Genomic DNA, 17,125 nt, shown 5'->3' with positions numbered 1-17,125 from the left:
AAATCTCCGGAGATACGGACCAGCACGCGGCGTGTCGCACGCGGCCTCCGGAACACCGCTGTCCTGCTCGCCGTGTCGCCTGAATTGGGGGACAGGATCGTGTCCTCCAAACAACCCACAGACCGGTCTTTCTAGCTATGCTCCTCACTGACGCATCGCAGCGTCGACCAGCTACAACCTTTTGCACCGACCCGACGCAAGCGGAAGGACGTACCATGACCCAGCCCTACGGCGCCGTCGATCCCGAGACGGCAGCGGAGCGCGCGCACGTGCTCCTCGAATCCGAGATCACCGCCCGGCTCGACGCCGTGCGCGACCTCGCCAAGCGACTCAACGACCTGGATGCCGCCATCGCCGACTACGTGTCGGGCTGGCAGAGCGCGACCCGCGCCGGCTGGACGGAGAGCACCCTCGCCGACATCGGCCTGCGTACGCCCGACTCCCTGCCGTCCCCGAGCGGACGTCGCGCCGCGGAGAGCACTCCGGCCCCGTCGAGCCCGACCTCGGCCCCGGCCTCGCCGACGCTCGCCCCGGTCGTCGCGCTCACCCCGCCGCCCGTGCCCACGTCGTCCGCCGTGACCGCTCCCGCGTTCGGGCCGGCCCCGACGCTCGCCTCGGTCGCGCCGCTCTCCGCGCCCGCCGCGCCGGCCTCCCCCTCGGTGGTCTCGACCCCCGTCAACTGACGCGCGAGGCCCCACCCGACGGGCGCCCTCGCAGTTCCACGCGCACACCCGCACCACCTACCCGACGACAGTCACGTCTACCCGAAGGACACGTCTGTGAACACTCTGTCTGCCTACGACCGCGCCCACGACGAGGCACAACGCCTCGCCCGCCGCCACGAGCGCGACCTCCACTGGGCCAAGGAGCGCCGCCGCCAGCAGGAGCGCGAGATCGCCGAGGCCGCCGCGCTGCTCGCGATCCCGGCGCTGACGCTCGCGCGGCGCACCCTCGTCGTCTCGGTCGTTCTGCTGGTTCTGACGGGCGCGGGCTTCGACGTCGCCCTCAACGCCGGGCTCACGAGCGGCTGGCTGCTGCTCGCCGGAGCAGCCGCGGTGGCCGTCGCGCTGACCGTCGTCATCTGCGCCGCCGTCTCGCTGTTCGGCATCCGCTCGCGCCGGTCGGCCGCCCGCAACGCGCTGCACTCGCGCGACGCGCGCCTGTCGCACACGCAGTACCACATCCACGAGAGCGTCCACTCGTTCATCGACTCGCACGTGGAGGTCGTCAACACGAGGCCCGCCAACGTGGCGTGAAGCCCGGGCCCCTCGACTGACGCCGGCTGCGGGAACGCTCAGGTTGGCCTCCTCCTCTTAGAAGTTGCTGAGCCGTACAGTGTTTGACTGGCAGTTCCGCCCGAGAGGAGACTCCGCCCGTGAAGCCAGCCCAGCTCCGCATCCCCCGTCATTGGATCGTCTGGACCGTGGTCCTGTTCGCCCTGACCTTCGCGCTCGGCTTCGCGGCCAAGTGGGTCGTCGCGTTGCGTTTCGAGTCGCTCGACGCCTCCATCAACCGCGTGAACTCGCCGCTGCTCGACAGCCTCGCCCTGGTGCTCGACAGGCTCGACCAGGTGACGGTCGTCGCCGTCATCCTGGTGATCGTCTTCATCGTCCTGCTCTTCGTGACGGGCTGGAGGCTGGCCCTCGGCGCCGTCATCGTCACCGGTCTCGGCTGGATCACGACCCTCGTGGTCAAGACCGTCGTCGCCGAGCCGCGTCCGACCACTGCGGGGCTGACCCACCTGCTGCACGTGAACCCGGCGACACTCAGTTATCCGAGCGGTCACGTCGTCTTCGCGACGGCGCTGGTGACGGCACTCGCGATGGTGTGCCGAGGGACTCTGTCGCGCACCATCGTCCTCGTGGTCGGCGTGCTCTTCGTCCTCCTCGTGATGTGGTCGCGACTGTACGTCGGCGTGCACTACGGGTCGGACGTCGTGGGCGGTGTGCTCAACGGGGTCGCCGGCGTGCTGCTGTTCGCGGGGCTCTGGAACCTGGTCGCGTCGCGGGTGTTCGCCGGCCGCGGCCGCCGCGTCGCGGCGTAGCCACCCCGTCAGCGAACGGTTCAGCTGCCGCACATTCGTGACGAATGTGCAGATTCGTGCCACGAATCTCGAGATTCGTGACGAACCGCGGCGGCCACGCTCAGAGGTGCAGCGTTCCGGCGGCCGCGATCACGCCGGAGCCGGTCAGTGTCACCCGCGCGCCTTCGACGGTGACGGTCAGCAGGCTCGGCCTCCCGAGCGCGCGGCCCTGCTCGATGCGCACAGGCTCGCCCGCCGCGGCGACCCCGTCGCGCACCAGGAGAGCGGCCAGGGGTCCTGCCGCCGTTCCCGTCGCCGGGTCCTCCGCGATCCCGACCGTCGGGTTGAAGAACCGCGCCGAGGCGTGGAGGCCATCGCCTGCGTCGAGGGTGTAGACGTAGCAGCCCTCGCCGCCGGCCTCGGCGAGCACGGCTGCGAGCGCGGCGCTGTCGGGGCGGGCCGCCTCCACCGCCGCGGCCCCCGCCACCCGCACGAGGAGGTGGCCCGCGCCGGTCGAGCCGACCTCGGGGCCGGGGGCTGCGATCACGTCGACGGCGGCCAGGCCGAGTGCCGCCGCCAGCCGTCCGATGTCGACGGGAGGCGTCCCGGGGAACACCGGAGGAGACTGCCGCATCGACACCACCGGGCGACCACTCTCCGCGTGCGCGACCAGGACCTCCAGCAGTTCGTCCCCGATCTGCTGCACGAACCGATCGCGCCCCTGCTCGAGCCGCCCGGACCCGGCCAGCCAGATCCACGCGCCCATCGCGTTGTGACCCGCTCCGCCGACCTCCACCCCCGCCGGCGTGAACGAGCGGAGGCGCACGTCAGCGCCGGCCGCGGTCGAGGCGCACAGGAACGTCGTCTCCGACTGGTTGAACTCGCGCGCGATGGCGCGCAGCTGCGGCTCAGTCAGCCCGTCGGCATCGGGCACCAGGGAGAGCGGGTTGCCCTCCAACGAGTGCTCGGCGAACACATCGATCCAGAAGAACGGCACGTCCATGCGCCCATAGTGCCGCACCAGACCGGCGCCCGGCTCACGTTACGGCGCATTGCGACCGCGCCACGGTCCACCGATGCCGGGCGATAGCGTTCTGCGCAACGCAACCCGTCCCCAGACCCTCCCGAGGGAGCAACATGCCCAGCGACACCGCCGTCAGCCCCGCGACCGACCACCCGGGCGCGACCCCGCTCGGGCCCGCCCGCGTCATCGCCTCCGATGCGGAGGCCCGCGCAGCCGCCCGCGATTTCGCCGAGACCGTGCGGCCGTACGCAGCGCAGATCGACGCCGAGCGGTGCATCCCGATCGAGGTGGTCGACGCGTTCAGCGCGACCGGGCTGTGGGCGATCACCATCCCGCGGGAGTACGGCGGCGCCGAAGTCTCGCATGCCACCCTCGCCGACGTCATCGCCACGGTCTCGGCGGTCGAGCCGTCGCTCGGGCAGATCCCGCAGAACCACTTCTGCCTGGTGGAGGACATCCGCCTCTCCGGCACGCCAGAGCAGAAGGCCTTCTTCTTCGGTCTCGTGCTGTCGGGCGCCCGGTTCGCGAACGCCTTCTCGGAAGCCGGAGGCAAGAACGTGGCCGAGATCCAGACCAAGCTCGTCCGCGACGGCGACGAGGTCGTCGTCACCGGACGAAAGTTCTACTCGACCGGTTCGGCGTACGCGCACTGGATCCCGGTGCTCGCCGTCGACGAGGACGGCCTCGAGCAACTCGTCTTCGCCGAGCGCGACGCCGAAGGGCTCACCGTCGTCGACGACTGGTCGGCGTTCGGGCAGCGGGCGACCTCCAGCGGATCGGTCGTCCTGGAGGGCCTCCGCGTGCCGGCCGAGCGCGTCTTCCCGATGCACACCGAGTACGAGAATCCGACCATCGCCGGGCCGTTCGCCCAGCTGACCACGGCTGCGATCGACCTCGGGATCGCGCGGGGCGCCATCCGTGAGACCCACGACGCGGTGCGGGCTGCGCGACCATGGATCGACAGCGGCGTCGACTCCGCCGCGAAGGACCCGCTCACCCTCGAGCGCCTCGGCCGCCTCGACATCGACCTGGCCGCCGCCGAAGCGCTCACCGAGAAGGCGGGGGAGGCCATCGACGCGGCCAAGCCGGCGGCGGACGCAACCGGTGCCTCCGATGAGCACCGTGTGGCTGCGGCCTCCATCGCCGTCGCCCGCGCCAAGGTGCTCACCACCGAGCTGTCGCTGGAGGCCTCCAGCCGCCTGCTGGAGCTCGGCGGCACCCGCTCGGCCCTCGGCGCCAAGGCGCTCGACCGCTACTGGCGCAACGCGCGCGTGCACACCCTGCACGATCCGGTGCGCTGGAAGCCGGTCATCATCGGCGACTACGCGCTCAACGGCACGCTGCCCGCGCGGCACTCCTGGATCTGAGCGGCGGCGACGGCATGGCCCAGCAGATCCGGCTCAACGCCTTCACGATGAACACGGTCGGGCATCTCTCGCCCGGCCTCTGGCGGCACCCGCGCGACGAGTCGCGCCGCTACCTCGACCTCGACTACTGGATCGAGCTGGCGCAGACGCTGGAGCGCGGTCTGATCGACGCGGTGTTCCTCGCCGACGTGCTCGGCGTGTACGACGTCTACGGCGGCAGCCCGGAGGCGGCCCTGCGCGGCGGTGTGCAGGTGCCGGTGAACGACCCGCTGCAGGTCATCCCCGCCATGGCGGCGGCGACCGAGCACCTCGGGTTCGGCGTGACCGCGAGCGTCTCGTTCGAACACCCCTACCCGTTCGCCCGGCGAATGTCGACGCTCGACCACTTGACGAACGGCCGCATCGGCTGGAACATCGTCACCTCATATCTGAACAGCGGTGCGCTGAACCTCGGCGTGAGCGGCCAGGAGGCCCACGACCGCCGGTACGAGATCGCCGAGGAGTACCTCGAGGTGGTCTACAAGTTGTGGCAGGCGAGCTGGGACGACGACGCCGTGGTCGCCGACCCCGCGACCGGCGTCTACGCCCACCCGTCTCGGGTGCGGCCGATCGCCCACGAGGGCGAGTTCTTCCGCGTTCCCGGCATCCACCTCAGCGAGCCGAGCCCGCAGCGCACGCCCTTCCTGTTCCAGGCCGGCGCCTCCGCCCGCGGCCTGGCGTTCGCGGCCAAGCACGCCGAGAACGTATTCGTCGCCGCGCCCAGCCGCGCGGTGCTGACGCAGCAGGTCACCGGGCTCCGGGAGGCTGTCTCTGCCGCGGGCCGCGACGCGGCCTCCGTGGCCGTGATCAACCAGCAGACGGTCATCGTCGCGGAGACCGACGCCGAGGCCCAGCGGCGACTCGAGGAGTACCTCGAGGTCGCCTCCTCTATCGGAGCGCTGACCTTGATGTCGGGCTGGACCGGCATCGACTTCAGCACTCTCGACGACGACGCGGTGCTGCGCGATCAGGACTCCAACGCCATCCAGTCGGTGGTGAAGGCGTTCAGCGCGGCCGACCCCGACCGGGAGTGGACCGTGCGCGAGATCGCCGAGTACGCCCGCATCGGCGGCGACGGACCGGTGATCGCGGGCTCGGCCTCCACTGTGGCGGACGCGCTCGAGGAGTGGGTGGACGAGACCGGCGTCGACGGCTTCAACCTCGCCGCCGCGGCCGTGCCGGAGACCTTCGAGGGCGTCGTGGACCTGCTGGTGCCGGAACTGCAGAAGCGTGGGCGCTACCAGACCGCATACCGGCCGGGGACGCTGCGCGAGAAGCTCGGCGGCGCGGGCGCCCGGCCGACCGAACCGCACCCGGCGGCACGAGTCGTGCTCGGCGAGCGCATGCCCGCGTCCGTCTGAGAGCCGCCGTCCGGGCGCCTTCCGTCCGGGCGCCTTCCGTCCGGGCGTCTCCGGCAACATTCGGTAACTCACCGCGACACGGACGACCGCCCGTCGCTACTGTCTGCTGACACCCGTCCCGCTCCACTCCTCCCACCCGAGAGACCGACCATGGCCATCGAAGACCAGACCAGCGCCGCACCCGCGGCCGCATCCTCCGCGACAGCTTCCGCCCCCGCACGCTCGCGCCTTCGCGGCAACCTCGGCGTCGCATCCATCGTGTTCATGGTGGTCGCGGCCGCCTCGCCGCTCGGCGTGATCGGCGGCCCGGTCCCGCTCGGCATCGCCATCGGCAACGGCACCGGCTTCCCGTTCACCTTCGTGATCGCGACCGTCGTGCTGCTGCTGTTCGCGGTCGGGTTCACGACCATGACCCCGTACGTGAAGTCGGCGGGCGCGTTCTACTCGTACGTCGACCGCAGCCTCGGCCGCGCCGCCGGCCTGGGCACCGGCTTCGCGGCCCTGCTGTCGTACATCACCCTGGAGGCCGCGGTCTTCGGCCTCATCGGGCCTGGCGTGAACTCGCTGCTCGGCTCGTACGGCGTCCCGAGCATCCCGTGGTGGATCTACGCGGCCGTCGCGTTCGGCGTGGTCGTCTTCCTCGGCTACCGCAACATCGAGCTGTCCGGCCGCGTGCTGGCGGTGCTCCTCGTCGCCGAGGTGCTGATCGTGCTCGTGCTCGACGCCGTCATCGTGTTCGGCGGCAACACGCCGGAGGGCCTCTCGACCGGGATCGTGACGCCGTCGGCGATCCTGTCCGGAGCCCCGGGCATCGGCATCCTGTTCGCCATCCTGAGCTTCATCGGCTTCGAGGCGACCGCGGTGTTCCGCGACGAGGCGCGCGACCCCGATCGCACCATCCCGCGCGCCACCTACCTCTCGCTCGTGCTCATCGGCGTCTTCTACGCACTTTCGAGCTGGGCACTGATCAGCGCGGTCGGCGACTCGAGGGCCGTGAAGACGGCGACCGACCACGGCGGAACGCTGCTCGCGGACGTCACCCAGAAGTACCTCGGCACCGTCGGCGAGCACATCATCCAGGTGCTGTTCGTCACCAGCCTGTTCGCGTGCATCCTGTCGTTCCACAACATCGTCTCGCGCTACGTGTTCACGCTGTCGGGCCGCGCCGCCCTCCCGCAGCGCCTCGGCCACGCGCACGCCCGCCTCGGCTCACCCCACCGCGCCTCCGTCGCCACGGGTCTCGTCGTCGGCGTGCTGCTGCTGGTCGGCATCGTCACCGGCCTCGACCCGATCAACCAGTTCTACACGTGGCTCGCCGGTTTCTCGTCGGTCGGCATCGTGCTGCTCCTGGGCATCACGAGCGTCGCCGTGCTGGTGTTCTTCGCCCGCAACCGCGGCACGGGCGTCTCCCTGTGGCGGCGCGCGATCGCGCCGGCGCTCGGCCTCCTCGGGCTGCTGGTGTTCCTCGTGCTCATCCTCCAGAACCTGCCCACCCTGGTCGGTGGCAGCCTCCCGCTCGCGATCGGGATCGTGGTGCTGCTGCTCGCGGCGTTCGCGCTCGGTCCCGTCGTGGCGCGGCTGCGGGCCCACGCCGGCGTCGCCGCTGATGAGGACTCGTCGCCCCAGCCCTGATCGGTGACGGATGTGTGCTGCCCGCGTGACGATTAGGGCCTCCCGACGTCTACCCGGGTATGGATGATGACAGCGCGGCCGCGGCACCACCGCTCACCGGGGTCTCGGTGGTGGTGCCGACCTTCAACGAGGCCGGGTCGATCGCCGAGCTCCTGCGTCGGCTGTCGCTGCTCCTCGATCCCGAGTACAGCGAGGTGCTGGTCGTCGACGACTCCACCGACGACACCGTGAGGGAGGCCACGGCCGAGGCCGAGCGCCTCCCGCATGTGATCCGCATCATCCACCGCTCGCACCCCGACGGCGGGCTGTCCGGGGCGGTGATCGTCGGGATGCGGCTCGCCGCGCGCCGGTGGGTGGTGGTCATGGACGGCGACCTCCAGCACCCTCCGGAGGCCGTGCCGCGGCTGGTCACCACCGGCCGGGAGCGGGGAGCGGGGCTCGTCCTCGGCTCCCGTTACTGCGAGGGCGGGAGGTCGTCCGGGCTGGATGGCCACCTGCGCCACGTCGTGTCGTCGGCGAGCACGGTCGCGGCGCGGGTGCTGTTCCCGCGGAGACTGCACGGTTGCAGCGACCCGATGTCGGGGTTCTTCGCCGTGCGGGTGGATGCCCTCGACCTCGACGCGCTGCACCCGATGGGGTTCAAGATCCTGCTGGAGGTGCTGGTGCGGCACCGCCTCACCCTGGTGGAGGTGCCGTACGACTTCGGCGTACGCCACCGCGGGAAGTCGAAGGCGTCGCTGGCCGCCGGCACGGCCTACCTGCGCCAGTTGGTGTCGCTGCGCTTGCACCACGCGCGGTGACGCCTCCGCAGATCTCGCACTCTACGAGACGCGGTACGCGGTGTAGACGACCTCGTTGCGATGGCGCGCGCACGCGGCCACGAAGAGCTGATTCGCCAGCTCCGGATGCGCGGACGACTCCAGCCAGACCGTGGTGCGGAAGTAGTAGGCGCGCGGGTCGACCTCCTCGCGGCGGCCGAGCGCCGCGAGAACCTCGTCGGGGCCGGTGCGCAGGCCGATCGCCCGGATGTAGAGGAAGGCACCGTCGTCGCTGCGCGCCGAGTAGCGCGAATCGATCTCGATGGTGCCGTCGTCGCGCACGACCTGCCAGTCCGCTCCGCCCGGGAGGATCGCGCCGGTGAAGTCTCCGGTGACGGCGCCTCCGACGATCGGGACCACGCGGCGGTGGCCGGCGGCAGTACGGCCGTGGTCCTCCAGGTCGGCCAGCTCGACCCGCACCTGCAGCGAGGGGACGAGCCCGGGGACGGGGAGCGGCGTCATTCGGAATCCTTCTCGATGGTGCGGCGGCGGCGGTCGACGAGGGCGTCTCCCAGGTGCTCGAGCGCGGGCACCGCGGCGGTCAGGGCGGCGAGGTCGTCGGCGGCGAGGGTCGCTGCGGCCTCCGCGAGCAGGTGGGCGCTGGTCGCGTCGAAGCGGTCGAAGATGCTGAGCGCGTGCGGGCTGGCCAGCACCTCCACGCGCCGGCGGTCGTCCGGGCTCGGGCGGCGCACCACCAGTCCGGCGGCCTCCATCGCGGTGAGGAGGTTGCTCATCGTCGACTTGCGGAGGCCGAGCCGGTGGGCGAGCGCCCCCGGCGTGCTCACGGTGCCGCGGGGGAGGGCGCGCAGCACCTCGACCTGCGAGTCGGGAACGTCGGGCAGCCCCGCGGTCTCGCGGCTGAGGGCGAGGAGGTTGCGGCGCAGCGGCGAGATGAGCGCGGCGAGCCGACGCGCGTCGAGGATGCGCGTGTCGAGGCCCGAGGTGGTATCGACGTCGCTCATGCGCCCGCTCCCCGTGTCGCGTCCAGCGACGCCCGGGTGTTGAGCGCCTCGGGATGGAAGCCCGCGGTGCGCTTGTACCCGTCGGCGATCTCCTGCAGCTCCGCGGCGGGGATCACGTCGGTGATGTCGGCGAACCCCTGCGGCGCCCGCTCGTGCGCGAGGACCATCACGCGCTCCGGCCCCTGTTGCCGGGTGAGGGTGAGGAGGTCGGCCGTCGCGGGGCGCCTCGCCTCCTCGTAGCGGCGGAGGCCCTCCGCGAGGTCGCCCGCGGTAGCGAGCGAGTGCGCGAGTGTGCGGGCGTCGAGGATCGCCTGCGAGGCGCCGTTCGATCCGTTCGGGTACATGGCGTGCGCGGCGTCGCCCAGCAATGTCGACCGGCCGAACGTCCACTGCGGTAGGGGATCGCGGTCGACCATCGGGTACTCCAGCAGCTCGTGCGCACTCGCGATGACGGCCCGCACGTCGAGCCAGTCGAACCTCCACGCGTCGAACAGCCCGGCGATCGGGGCGATGGGCACCGGGCGGTTCCAGTCGACCGTCTCGGCCCGCGACCCGTCGGAGCGCTGCTCGGCGATGAAGTTCACCGTCACCGATCCGTCGGGCTCGTGCCGCAGCGGGTAGGCCACGAACTTCAGCTCGTCGTCGCCGGCCATGATCATGGTGGCTCCGTCGAGGAACGCGGGGACGACCGCGGTGCCGCGCCACAGGGTGAGACCGTTCCAGCGCGGCGCGCCCTCCTCGGGATAGCGCAGCGCCCGCACGGCCGAGTGGATGCCGTCGGCGCCGATCACGAGGTCGGCGTCGACGGTGACCTCCCCATCGGCGGTCCCGAAGACGGCGCGGGCTCGCTCGTCCGTCGCGTGGAGCCCGGTGAGCCGGTGGCCGAGGCGGATCGTGCCGGCGCCGAGCCGGTCGCGCACGGCCTCCACCAGTGCCAGCTGCAGCTCGCCGCGGTGCACCGAGAGCTGCGGCCAGCGGTAGCCGGCCGCGGTGCCGCGGGGCTCGCTCCAGATCGGCTGGCCGTGGCGGTTGAAGTAGCTGAGCCGGCGGGGCGCGGCGGCGATGGCCTCCACGTCGTCGCGCAGCCCGAGCTCGGTGAGTTCGCGGACCGCGTGCGGGAGGAGGTTGATGCCGACGCCGAGCGGTCGCAGCTGCCGCACCCGCTCGTAGACGCGGATGTCGTCGAAGCCCGCCCGGTGGAGGCTGAGGGCGGTGACCAGCCCGCCGATGCCCGCGCCGATGATCGCGATCGTCATGTACGACTCCTCTGTCGTGGGTCCCGCTGCGCGGGAAGATTATCCACATAGTACGGGGAACAAAACCATTTGCGCCAGGGGTGCGACGGGTTTCGTCATACGGACGCGATACGGTCGCAGCATGGATCGTCGCCCCCCTCGCACTGGTGGACATCGACCCGTCATCGTCCGCGTGCTCGCCTGGATCGTGAGCGCGGTGGTGCTGGTCGTGCTCGGCTTCCTCGCGTGGGCGAACACGCCCATGATGGGGGAACGTCCCGCCGCGTTACAGGTCTGGCGTGACTCGCGCGTCGCCGTCACCGACCTCGGCGACGCGGTCGAGCTCGCGCCGGTCGACGGGCGCTCGGGCACCGGGCTGGTGTTCATCCCCGGCGCGATCGTCGACCCGTATGCGTACCTGTACAAGCTGTCGGAGACGGTCGCCGACACCGGTCTGACGGTGCTCATCACGAAGCCGACTCTGAATCTCGCCTTCTTCGACACCCGCCCGCTCAGCGCGTTCACCTCTCACGTTCCGGAGGTCGAGCACTGGTACGTGGGAGGCCACTCCCTGGGTGGCGTGCGCGCCTGCCAGCTCGCCGCCGCCGACGAGGCTGAGGGGCTCGTGCTGTTCGGGAGCTACTGCGCGAACGACCTCTCCGGCACCGACCTGCGCGTGCTGTCGATCTCGGGCAGCCGCGACGGCCTGTCCACGCCCGCGAAGATCGACGCCACCCGCGGGCTGCTGCCGAAGAACGCGACGATGGTGCAGGTCCACGGGATGAACCACGCGCAGTTCGGGAACTACGGGCCGCAGTCGGGGGATGGAACCGCGACGATCAGCGATGTGGAGGCGCGCCGGGGCGTGACGGTAGCCCTGGGGGAGTTCTTCGGGGAGGGGTAGCCGGCCGCCGCGCGGTCACGGCGCCTCCACGAAACTCGCCAGCGGCTCCGCCGGGCCCACGAGGTAGGTGGAGAGCATCATCCCGGTCTCGGGGCCGAGGTCGAGGGCGTTGTGGGGAGTGCCGGGCGGCATGAGGAACGGGTCGCCGGCGTTCAGGAGCAGCGGCTCCCGGCCGGCGATCTTCATCTCGACATGCCCGGCGAGGATGTATCCGACCTCTTCTCCAGGATGCGTGTGCCAGCCCGACTCGACGCCGGCGGGGATCTCGGTGAGCACCTGGACGATGTCCCGCCCGGGGATGGACGACGGCTGGTGCTGCAGCTCGGTCCGCCTCAGCCGGCCGGCCAGCGCGTCGTGCGGCGCGGCGTCGTGCGGCGCGGCGTCGTGTGGCGTGTCCGCGGTCATTCCGCCGCGGCCTTCAGCGCCGTCATGATGACCTCGGCGACCCGTTGCGGCTGCGAGACCATGATCAGGTGGGAGCCCTCGAGCTCGAGGATCTTCGCGCCGGCGCGCTGAGCCATCGACAGGAGGACGTCGGAGCCCGCCGCCTTGTCACCACGGGCGACGACGGCCCACGACGGCAGCGACTTCCACGCCGCGGCCCCGGCCTTCTCGTCGAACGCGGATGCCGCGACGGGGCGCTGGGTGGCGGCGAAGACCCTCCCTTGGTCTTCGGGCAGGTCGCCCGCGAAGACCCGCGGGAACTGCTCGATGTCGACGTAGAGCTCGACCGCGGTCCCGCCGTCTCCGGTGGGGTAGGTGCGTTGCACGAGTGCCGGGGCGAGCGCGCTGTCGCGCGACGTGCCCTCCACTTCGCCCAGGGCCTCGCCGACCTCCGGTGAGAACCCGGAGACGAAGACCAGGGCCTTCACGTTCCGGGCATCCGCGGCGGCGATGCTGATCAGCGCCCCACCGTAGGAGTGGCCGACCGCGACGACCGGCCCGTCGATCTGCGCGAACACCGAGGCGACGTATGCCGAATCGCCGGCGAGCCCCCGAAGCGGCACGCCGGGGGCGAGGACCGCGACACCGGCCTTCAGCAGGATGTCGGTGACGGCGGCCCAGCTCGAGGCGTCGGCGAATGCGCCGTGCACGAGCACGACGGTGGGTGAACTGGAGGAGGTATCGGTCATGAGAAGTCCCCTGAGCAAGGAAGAGCGCACGTGTGAGCGGCGCGGATGGAGGCGAGCGGCACGCAGCGGCGCGCTCGTGGTCGCCACGGCGGCAACAGCGCGCTCGTGGGTGTTCTCGGGGGCCCGACGCGCTCAGCGTAGCGCCCGGCCGTCTGCGTTGCCTAGACGATCATGAGGATTCGTCGATCACGCCGGCGCGGTCGCGCCGACACGGGCGGCCTCGATCGACTTCGAGAGCGAGTCGATGTCGACCGGGCCCTCGTGGCGCTGGCCGTTGATGAAGTAGGTGGGCGTTCCTGCCGCACCGCTCTCTTCGGCGCTGGCGATGTCCTGGCGGATGCGGTCGGCGAACACATGCGACTGGAGGTCGTCCAGGAAGCGCTCCGGATCGATCCCGAGCCGCCGGGCGTAGCCTTCGAGGTCGCGGATGGTGAGATGCTCCTGGTTCGCCAACAGGAGGTCGTGCATCGGCCAGAAGGCGCCCTGCGCGCCCGCGGCCTCGGCCGCTTCCGCCGCACGCAGCGCGTTGGGGTGCACGTCGGTGAGGGGCAGGTGCCTCCACGCGAGCGCCACGTCGGGGTGGCGTTGGAGGAGCTCCCGCACCGTCGGTTCGCCGCGGCCGCAGAAGCCGCACTCGAAGTCGCCGTACTCGACGACGGTGACGCGCGGGTCCTCTGCGCCGCGCAGGTGGTCGGCGTCCGGATCGATGGGGCTGAGCAGGTCGAGGGTGGGGTCGGGGCGCCCGTTGACGGCGAGAGTCCGTCGATTCGCCGGGATGAATCGCACGCAGGCGAAGACCAGCCACGTCAGCGCGGCCGAGCCGATCACCGAGAAGAAGATGCCGATTTTCGCCTCCGCCAGTTCTGGCCCGGCCAGGGCGATCCCGGCGATGAGGAGCGAGACGGTGAAGCCGACGCCCGCCGCGGTTCCGCTCCCCAGGACGGAGAGCCAGCCCACCTGCGGGTGGATGCGTCCCCGGGAGAACCTGCTCAGCAGCCACGAGCTGCCGACGACCGAGACTGGCTTGCCGATCACGTAGCCGACGACGATGCCGATCGCGACGGCGCTCGTGGCGGAGCGGCCCAGCAGTTCCGGAGTGATGACCACGCCGGCGTTCGCCAGCGCGAAGAGCGGCACGACCACGTAGCTCGTCCACGGGCTGAGCCGGTAGAGGATGCGCTCGTTCTCGGACAGCGAGTCCGCGAGTCCGGCCGCGGCCGACCGCGCCAGCTCGGCGTTAGGGCTCACACGGTAGTCGCGCACCAGCCCGGTGGCGCGTTCCAGATCGGCGCGGACCGGGACGTACGCCGTCGTCGCCAGCCCGATCGCCAGGCCGGAGACCACCGGGTCGATCCCGCTCAGCAGCAGTGCCAGCCACATCAGCACACCCAGGACGATGGCGAGGTTGCGTCCGAGGGTCCGGTTGAGCCTCCGCACCACGATGATGCCGGCGAACGCGACGACCGCGGCGATCAGGGGGATCGGCGAGATCGGCCCGCTGTAGAGCACGGCGATGATGATCAGCGCGGCGACGTCGTCGACGACGAACGCGGTCAGGAGGAACGTGCGGGTGCGCTTCGGCGCCCGCCGGGCCAGGAGCGTCAGGATGCCCAGCGCGAGAGCGGTGTCGGTCGACATCGCCACACCCCACGCGCGGGCCGACTCGTGTCCCTGGTTGATCAGCAGGTAGATGGCGACCGGCAGAGCCATGCCGACGAGTCCGACGGTGATCGGGAGGATCAGGCGACTGCGCTCGCGGAGGTCGCCGAGGTCCAGCTCCCGGCGGGCCTCCAGCCCGACGGCCAGGAAGAAGAGGGTCATCAGGCCGCTGTTGACCCAGGTGCGGAGGTCGTACGAGAGCGCGAACGGGCCGACCGTGACCCCGGCCCGCTGGGTCCAGAACGCCTCGTAACCGCCGATGTTCGCCCAGATCAGCGCGAGGAGGACAGCCACCACGAGGAGGATCGATGCGAGCGCGCCGGCCCGGAGGATCCCGTGGAAGGTGCGGCGGGGGTGCATCATCACGGTGCGCTCGTCGTCGTCGCCGTCGGCGGCCTGCACCACCTCGGCAGGGGATTCAGAACTCACTCGGGTCACCGCCATCGCCGTCGCTCAGCCGGCTGAGGTCGAGCCGGTAGCGACAATCTAGTCCGGCGGCGGCCTCCGCCGGGCCGGTGACGGTTCTAGGCCGTGCGCTGGAGGTTCGCTGCGATCGCGTCCAGCGCGTGCTCCAGCGACTGCTGGATCCCCGGGATGTCCTCCGTCGTGTCGATCGTCAACTCGGCCGCGCCGTCGGCGATCCGCAGCGACCCGCTGTAGTCGTGGGGCCCGGGAGCCGACCAGCGGATCTCCTTCGCGGCGAAGTCGGCGTCGAAGCGGGCGTCCGCCGTGACGGTCTCCTCTTCACCATCGCGGTCGGTGTCGACGCGAGCGGTCGTCTCGACGGTGCCGTCGGGCTGCTCGTGGGCGCTCACCATGTGCGGGAAGTACTGCGGCAGGTTCTCGGGGTCGGCGATGTACGAGAAGTAGGCGTCGGTGTCGCCGTCGATCGGCTTGGTCGCGGTGTAGGTCGTCATGCCCGGGACGGTAGTACCGGAGGTCAGCGGTGGTAGGCGGTTGACGGCGGCCCGCGCGGGTGGTGGCGGTCTGCCGGGGGACGATCCCTCGTTCCGGGATTTCTCAATCCCCTATCCACGTTCTCTCTTGAGCGGATGGTGGGTGCATGCGTAAAAACCTCCTCATTCTCGCCATCGTCGCTGTCGCCGGATACCTTGTCGGCGTCGAATCGGCCAAGGCCCGAGGGCGGCACTACGAAGACCTCCGCCACCAGATGGAGCGGCTGTGGATGGACCCGCACGCGCGCAAGTCGCGCAAGCGGATGGCGAAGAAGGCCGCGGACGCGGCGAAAGACCTCGGCCGCTCGATCGACAAGAAGCTCTCATGACGTCGGAGGCCGGTGGGAGACCGAGCCCCGGAGCAGCGGTCTGTCCGGTGTGCGGCGCGCCCCTGACGGTGCAACGCCGGCTGATGCCGCGCGCGGGCGGCACCTGGACGGTCGCGACGCTCCCGCCCCGCTGCCCGCGCTGCAGCCAGCGCCAGGGTGCGGATCCCCGGAGGGGGCCCGCCGCGACCATGCGCTGAGCGCCCTCCACGACCCCGAGGCGGGGGCCGCTAGACGGCGCCCCCGTCGAGCAGCTCCCAGTGCCCTTCGGAGATGACGGACACCTGGTCGTCGACGACGGAGATCGCTGTCTGGTCGTCGATCGCATATGCCGGGCCGGGAATGTTCTCCGCCCAGGCGTGCGCGCTCGCACGGGTGTTCGCCGACCAGTCCGGGTGGTCCAGGTGGGGGAATATCGAGAAGTCGACCAGGCCCAGCGTCTCGTCGCCGCCCTCCGGGCGCCAGTCGACGAACTCGCGGCCGATCCGCGGGGTCATCACCATGCTGCCCCCGCTCACGCCGACCCACACCGTGTCCTGCAGCGACGGCAGCAGCTCGGCCAGGCCGGACTCCCGCATCCAGTGCGCGAGATACATCGCCTCGCCGCCGTCGACCAGCAGGACGTCGGCGTCGCGAACCCATGGGGTCCACCGCTCCGTCGCGATGCTCGGCAGGGCCGTGAGCTCGAGAACCCCGACGGATTTCCAGCCCAGGTCGCAGAGGCCGACGGCATCCGGTTCATCCCCTGCGATCGACGCGTAGACCGACTCGGGCGAGCACAGGGGATGGCCCCACTGCGCGGTCGGGATGAACAGGGCGCGGGACTCGGCGACTTGCCTGCCCAGGAGGTCGACCAGGGCGGCGGCGATGCTCGGGTTGGTGACGCCTCCGGAGGTGAGCAGAAGTTTCATCATGCGCCCATCGATACCGGAGACGGGCGGGTTCGGGGAGTCCGTGACAGCTGTCGAATTGGTCGAGACGACGATGTGTTTGCCGACACGGGTGAGGAAGGCCCCGTGACGGTGAATGCCCGGACGCGTGGAGTCGCCGCCATGAATGAGCAGGACTCATGACCGGCTGCTGAGCGCCGCGACGATGGTCTGCGCCTTGTCCCAGTACTGGGCGTAGTAGCCGGGATCGGTGTTCACCTGGACAGCGTGCGCGAGCGCCGATGGCGCCATCGTCTGCCAACCGTCGATGCTCGTGAGCTTGCCGAAGAAGTTGGCCGCGGCGGTGTAGGGGTCCATCCGGTCGGCGAGAGTGCCCCACGCCCCGTTGTCGCGCTGCTGGAAAAGGCCACGGCTGTCCGGACCGGCCGTATCGCCGTAGGCGAGGTTGCGAAGCCCGGACTCGCCGATCGCCGTCATGACGCCGACGGCCTGGGTGTGCGTGCCGAGGCCCTGGTCGTGGGCCGCGTTCATGATGTGTGCGGCCCTGACGAGCTCGGACTGGCAGAACCCGGCCACCGGGCCGGCGGGGACGACGATGGTGCCCACCATGACCGGAGCTGCGGCGGGGCAGACCGGAGTTGTCGGCGCGCTTGAGGCCCTCGCTCCTGCCGCACGGGAGACCAACGCGGGTGCGACGCACGACGCGGCGAACCAGCCACCGACGACGATCGCCGCGGTGACGATCATCCCGACGAGCAGTTTTCGCATACCGTCCTCACCTCCCGGCGTTGTCGTT

19 protein-coding genes are annotated in these 17,125 nt (G+C 71.1%); 9 read left to right on the top strand and 10 right to left on the bottom strand.

The features are described from left to right. The first annotated feature begins 215 nt into the window (after positions 1-215). The 3 genes from AC0HS0_RS17085 to AC0HS0_RS17075 all read left to right on the top strand — a co-directional run bounded on the left by AC0HS0_RS17085 (position 216) and on the right by AC0HS0_RS17075 (position 2,044). Complete coding sequence (locus tag AC0HS0_RS17085) at positions 216-683, top strand: hypothetical protein (protein WP_472965336.1); 468 nt, start codon at positions 216-218, stop codon at positions 681-683. Between the two features lie 96 nt (positions 684-779). Further along, positions 780-1,256 carry a hypothetical protein gene (locus AC0HS0_RS17080; RefSeq protein WP_472965335.1) on the top strand — a complete coding sequence of 159 codons (477 nt, stop codon included), beginning with the start codon at positions 780-782 and terminating at the stop codon, positions 1,254-1,256. A 119-nt stretch (positions 1,257-1,375) separates the two neighbouring features. After that, positions 1,376-2,044 carry a phosphatase PAP2 family protein gene (locus AC0HS0_RS17075; RefSeq protein WP_472965334.1) on the top strand — a complete coding sequence of 223 codons (669 nt, stop codon included), beginning with the start codon at positions 1,376-1,378 and terminating at the stop codon, positions 2,042-2,044. Between the two features lie 100 nt (positions 2,045-2,144). Here AC0HS0_RS17075 and AC0HS0_RS17070 read toward each other — a convergent pair whose 3' ends face one another. Next, positions 2,145-3,026 (bottom strand): PhzF family phenazine biosynthesis protein, encoded by an 882-nt coding sequence (locus AC0HS0_RS17070; protein ID WP_472965333.1) that lies wholly within the window; start codon positions 3,024-3,026, stop codon positions 2,145-2,147. A 134-nt stretch (positions 3,027-3,160) separates the two neighbouring features. Between AC0HS0_RS17070 and AC0HS0_RS17065 the strand changes: the two genes are divergently transcribed. From AC0HS0_RS17065 to AC0HS0_RS17050, 4 genes are all read left to right on the top strand, one after another. Beyond that, positions 3,161-4,414 carry an SfnB family sulfur acquisition oxidoreductase gene (locus AC0HS0_RS17065; RefSeq protein ID WP_472965332.1) on the top strand — a complete coding sequence of 418 codons (1,254 nt, stop codon included), beginning with the start codon at positions 3,161-3,163 and terminating at the stop codon, positions 4,412-4,414. A gap of 14 nt (positions 4,415-4,428) precedes the next feature. Then, a complete protein-coding gene (locus AC0HS0_RS17060; protein WP_472965331.1) occupies positions 4,429-5,814 on the top strand; it encodes an LLM class flavin-dependent oxidoreductase in 1,386 nt (461 codons plus the stop codon). 150 nt (positions 5,815-5,964) lie between these two features. Then, a complete protein-coding gene (locus AC0HS0_RS17055; RefSeq protein WP_472965330.1) occupies positions 5,965-7,446 on the top strand; it encodes an APC family permease in 1,482 nt (493 codons plus the stop codon). Positions 7,447-7,505: 59 nt separating this feature from the next. Next, positions 7,506-8,246: a glycosyltransferase gene (locus AC0HS0_RS17050; RefSeq protein WP_472965329.1), complete on the top strand. Its 741-nt coding sequence runs from the start codon at positions 7,506-7,508 to the stop codon at positions 8,244-8,246. A gap of 21 nt (positions 8,247-8,267) precedes the next feature. Here the strand turns inward: AC0HS0_RS17050 and AC0HS0_RS17045 are convergent, their stop codons facing one another. Genes AC0HS0_RS17045 through AC0HS0_RS17035 form a run of 3 tightly spaced genes read right to left on the bottom strand, consistent with a single transcriptional unit; the run spans position 8,268 to position 10,482 of the window. Further along, on the bottom strand, positions 8,268-8,726 hold the full coding sequence (locus AC0HS0_RS17045; RefSeq protein WP_472965328.1) for a DUF3237 family protein: 459 nt from the start codon (positions 8,724-8,726) through the stop codon (positions 8,268-8,270). Further along, positions 8,723-9,226 carry a MarR family transcriptional regulator gene (locus AC0HS0_RS17040; RefSeq protein ID WP_472965327.1) on the bottom strand — a complete coding sequence of 168 codons (504 nt, stop codon included), beginning with the start codon at positions 9,224-9,226 and terminating at the stop codon, positions 8,723-8,725. The genes AC0HS0_RS17045 and AC0HS0_RS17040 overlap by 4 nt, the downstream gene beginning before the upstream one ends. After that, positions 9,223-10,482 (bottom strand): flavin-dependent oxidoreductase, encoded by a 1,260-nt coding sequence (locus tag AC0HS0_RS17035; RefSeq protein WP_472965326.1) that lies wholly within the window; start codon positions 10,480-10,482, stop codon positions 9,223-9,225. The genes AC0HS0_RS17040 and AC0HS0_RS17035 overlap by 4 nt, the downstream gene beginning before the upstream one ends. 121 nt (positions 10,483-10,603) lie before the next feature. On the opposite strand from AC0HS0_RS17035, the gene AC0HS0_RS17030 reads away from it, so the two are divergent. Then, positions 10,604-11,365 (top strand): alpha/beta hydrolase, encoded by a 762-nt coding sequence (locus AC0HS0_RS17030; RefSeq protein WP_472965325.1) that lies wholly within the window; start codon positions 10,604-10,606, stop codon positions 11,363-11,365. A 15-nt stretch (positions 11,366-11,380) separates the two neighbouring features. Here AC0HS0_RS17030 and AC0HS0_RS17025 read toward each other — a convergent pair whose 3' ends face one another. The 4 genes from AC0HS0_RS17025 to AC0HS0_RS17010 form a co-directional block, all read right to left on the bottom strand. Next, positions 11,381-11,770: a cupin domain-containing protein gene (locus tag AC0HS0_RS17025; RefSeq protein ID WP_472965324.1), complete on the bottom strand. Its 390-nt coding sequence runs from the start codon at positions 11,768-11,770 to the stop codon at positions 11,381-11,383. Then, positions 11,767-12,498 carry an alpha/beta hydrolase gene (locus AC0HS0_RS17020; protein ID WP_472965323.1) on the bottom strand — a complete coding sequence of 244 codons (732 nt, stop codon included), beginning with the start codon at positions 12,496-12,498 and terminating at the stop codon, positions 11,767-11,769. The genes AC0HS0_RS17025 and AC0HS0_RS17020 overlap by 4 nt, the downstream gene beginning before the upstream one ends. A 186-nt stretch (positions 12,499-12,684) precedes the next feature. After that, positions 12,685-14,586, bottom strand: coding sequence for a Na+/H+ antiporter NhaA (locus AC0HS0_RS17015; protein ID WP_472965322.1), 1,902 nt, complete (start codon positions 14,584-14,586; stop codon positions 12,685-12,687). 95 nt (positions 14,587-14,681) lie between these two features. Then, positions 14,682-15,074 (bottom strand): SRPBCC family protein, encoded by a 393-nt coding sequence (locus tag AC0HS0_RS17010; RefSeq protein ID WP_472965321.1) that lies wholly within the window; start codon positions 15,072-15,074, stop codon positions 14,682-14,684. A gap of 146 nt (positions 15,075-15,220) precedes the next feature. Between AC0HS0_RS17010 and AC0HS0_RS17005 the strand changes: the two genes are divergently transcribed. After that, complete coding sequence (locus AC0HS0_RS17005; RefSeq protein WP_472965320.1) at positions 15,221-15,442, top strand: hypothetical protein; 222 nt, start codon at positions 15,221-15,223, stop codon at positions 15,440-15,442. A 227-nt stretch (positions 15,443-15,669) separates the two neighbouring features. Here AC0HS0_RS17005 and AC0HS0_RS17000 read toward each other — a convergent pair whose 3' ends face one another. Next, positions 15,670-16,350, bottom strand: coding sequence for a Type 1 glutamine amidotransferase-like domain-containing protein (locus AC0HS0_RS17000; RefSeq protein ID WP_472965375.1), 681 nt, complete (start codon positions 16,348-16,350; stop codon positions 15,670-15,672). Positions 16,351-16,506: 156 nt separating this feature from the next. Then, the gene (locus AC0HS0_RS16995) at positions 16,507-17,097 is read right to left on the bottom strand and encodes a hypothetical protein (protein ID WP_472965319.1); all 591 of its coding nucleotides are present in this window, start codon (positions 17,095-17,097) and stop codon (positions 16,507-16,509) included. Positions 17,098-17,125 lie beyond the last annotated feature (28 nt).

This window comes from Leifsonia sp. PARNA 1/14 (assembly GCF_055720965.1).
This window is presented reverse-complemented; position numbering and strand designations above follow the sequence as displayed.

Coding starts and splice junctions, on each gene's coding strand:
- AC0HS0_RS17055 (WP_472965330.1), top strand. CDS start 5,965: ATGGCCATCGAAGACCAGACCAGCGCCGCACCCGCGGCCGCATCCTCC.
- AC0HS0_RS17005 (WP_472965320.1), top strand. CDS start 15,221: ATGCGTAAAAACCTCCTCATTCTCGCCATCGTCGCTGTCGCCGGATAC.
- AC0HS0_RS17050 (WP_472965329.1), top strand. CDS start 7,506: ATGGATGATGACAGCGCGGCCGCGGCACCACCGCTCACCGGGGTCTCG.
- AC0HS0_RS17010 (WP_472965321.1), bottom strand. CDS start 15,074: ATGACGACCTACACCGCGACCAAGCCGATCGACGGCGACACCGACGCC.
- AC0HS0_RS17025 (WP_472965324.1), bottom strand. CDS start 11,770: ATGACCGCGGACACGCCACACGACGCCGCGCCGCACGACGCCGCGCCG.
- AC0HS0_RS17000 (WP_472965375.1), bottom strand. CDS start 16,350: ATGAAACTTCTGCTCACCTCCGGAGGCGTCACCAACCCGAGCATCGCC.
- AC0HS0_RS16995 (WP_472965319.1), bottom strand. CDS start 17,097: ATGCGAAAACTGCTCGTCGGGATGATCGTCACCGCGGCGATCGTCGTC.
- AC0HS0_RS17045 (WP_472965328.1), bottom strand. CDS start 8,726: ATGACGCCGCTCCCCGTCCCCGGGCTCGTCCCCTCGCTGCAGGTGCGG.
- AC0HS0_RS17070 (WP_472965333.1), bottom strand. CDS start 3,026: ATGGACGTGCCGTTCTTCTGGATCGATGTGTTCGCCGAGCACTCGTTG.
- AC0HS0_RS17035 (WP_472965326.1), bottom strand. CDS start 10,482: ATGACGATCGCGATCATCGGCGCGGGCATCGGCGGGCTGGTCACCGCC.
- AC0HS0_RS17020 (WP_472965323.1), bottom strand. CDS start 12,498: ATGACCGATACCTCCTCCAGTTCACCCACCGTCGTGCTCGTGCACGGC.
- AC0HS0_RS17040 (WP_472965327.1), bottom strand. CDS start 9,226: ATGAGCGACGTCGATACCACCTCGGGCCTCGACACGCGCATCCTCGAC.
- AC0HS0_RS17060 (WP_472965331.1), top strand. CDS start 4,429: ATGGCCCAGCAGATCCGGCTCAACGCCTTCACGATGAACACGGTCGGG.
- AC0HS0_RS17030 (WP_472965325.1), top strand. CDS start 10,604: ATGGATCGTCGCCCCCCTCGCACTGGTGGACATCGACCCGTCATCGTC.
- AC0HS0_RS17065 (WP_472965332.1), top strand. CDS start 3,161: ATGCCCAGCGACACCGCCGTCAGCCCCGCGACCGACCACCCGGGCGCG.
- AC0HS0_RS17085 (WP_472965336.1), top strand. CDS start 216: ATGACCCAGCCCTACGGCGCCGTCGATCCCGAGACGGCAGCGGAGCGC.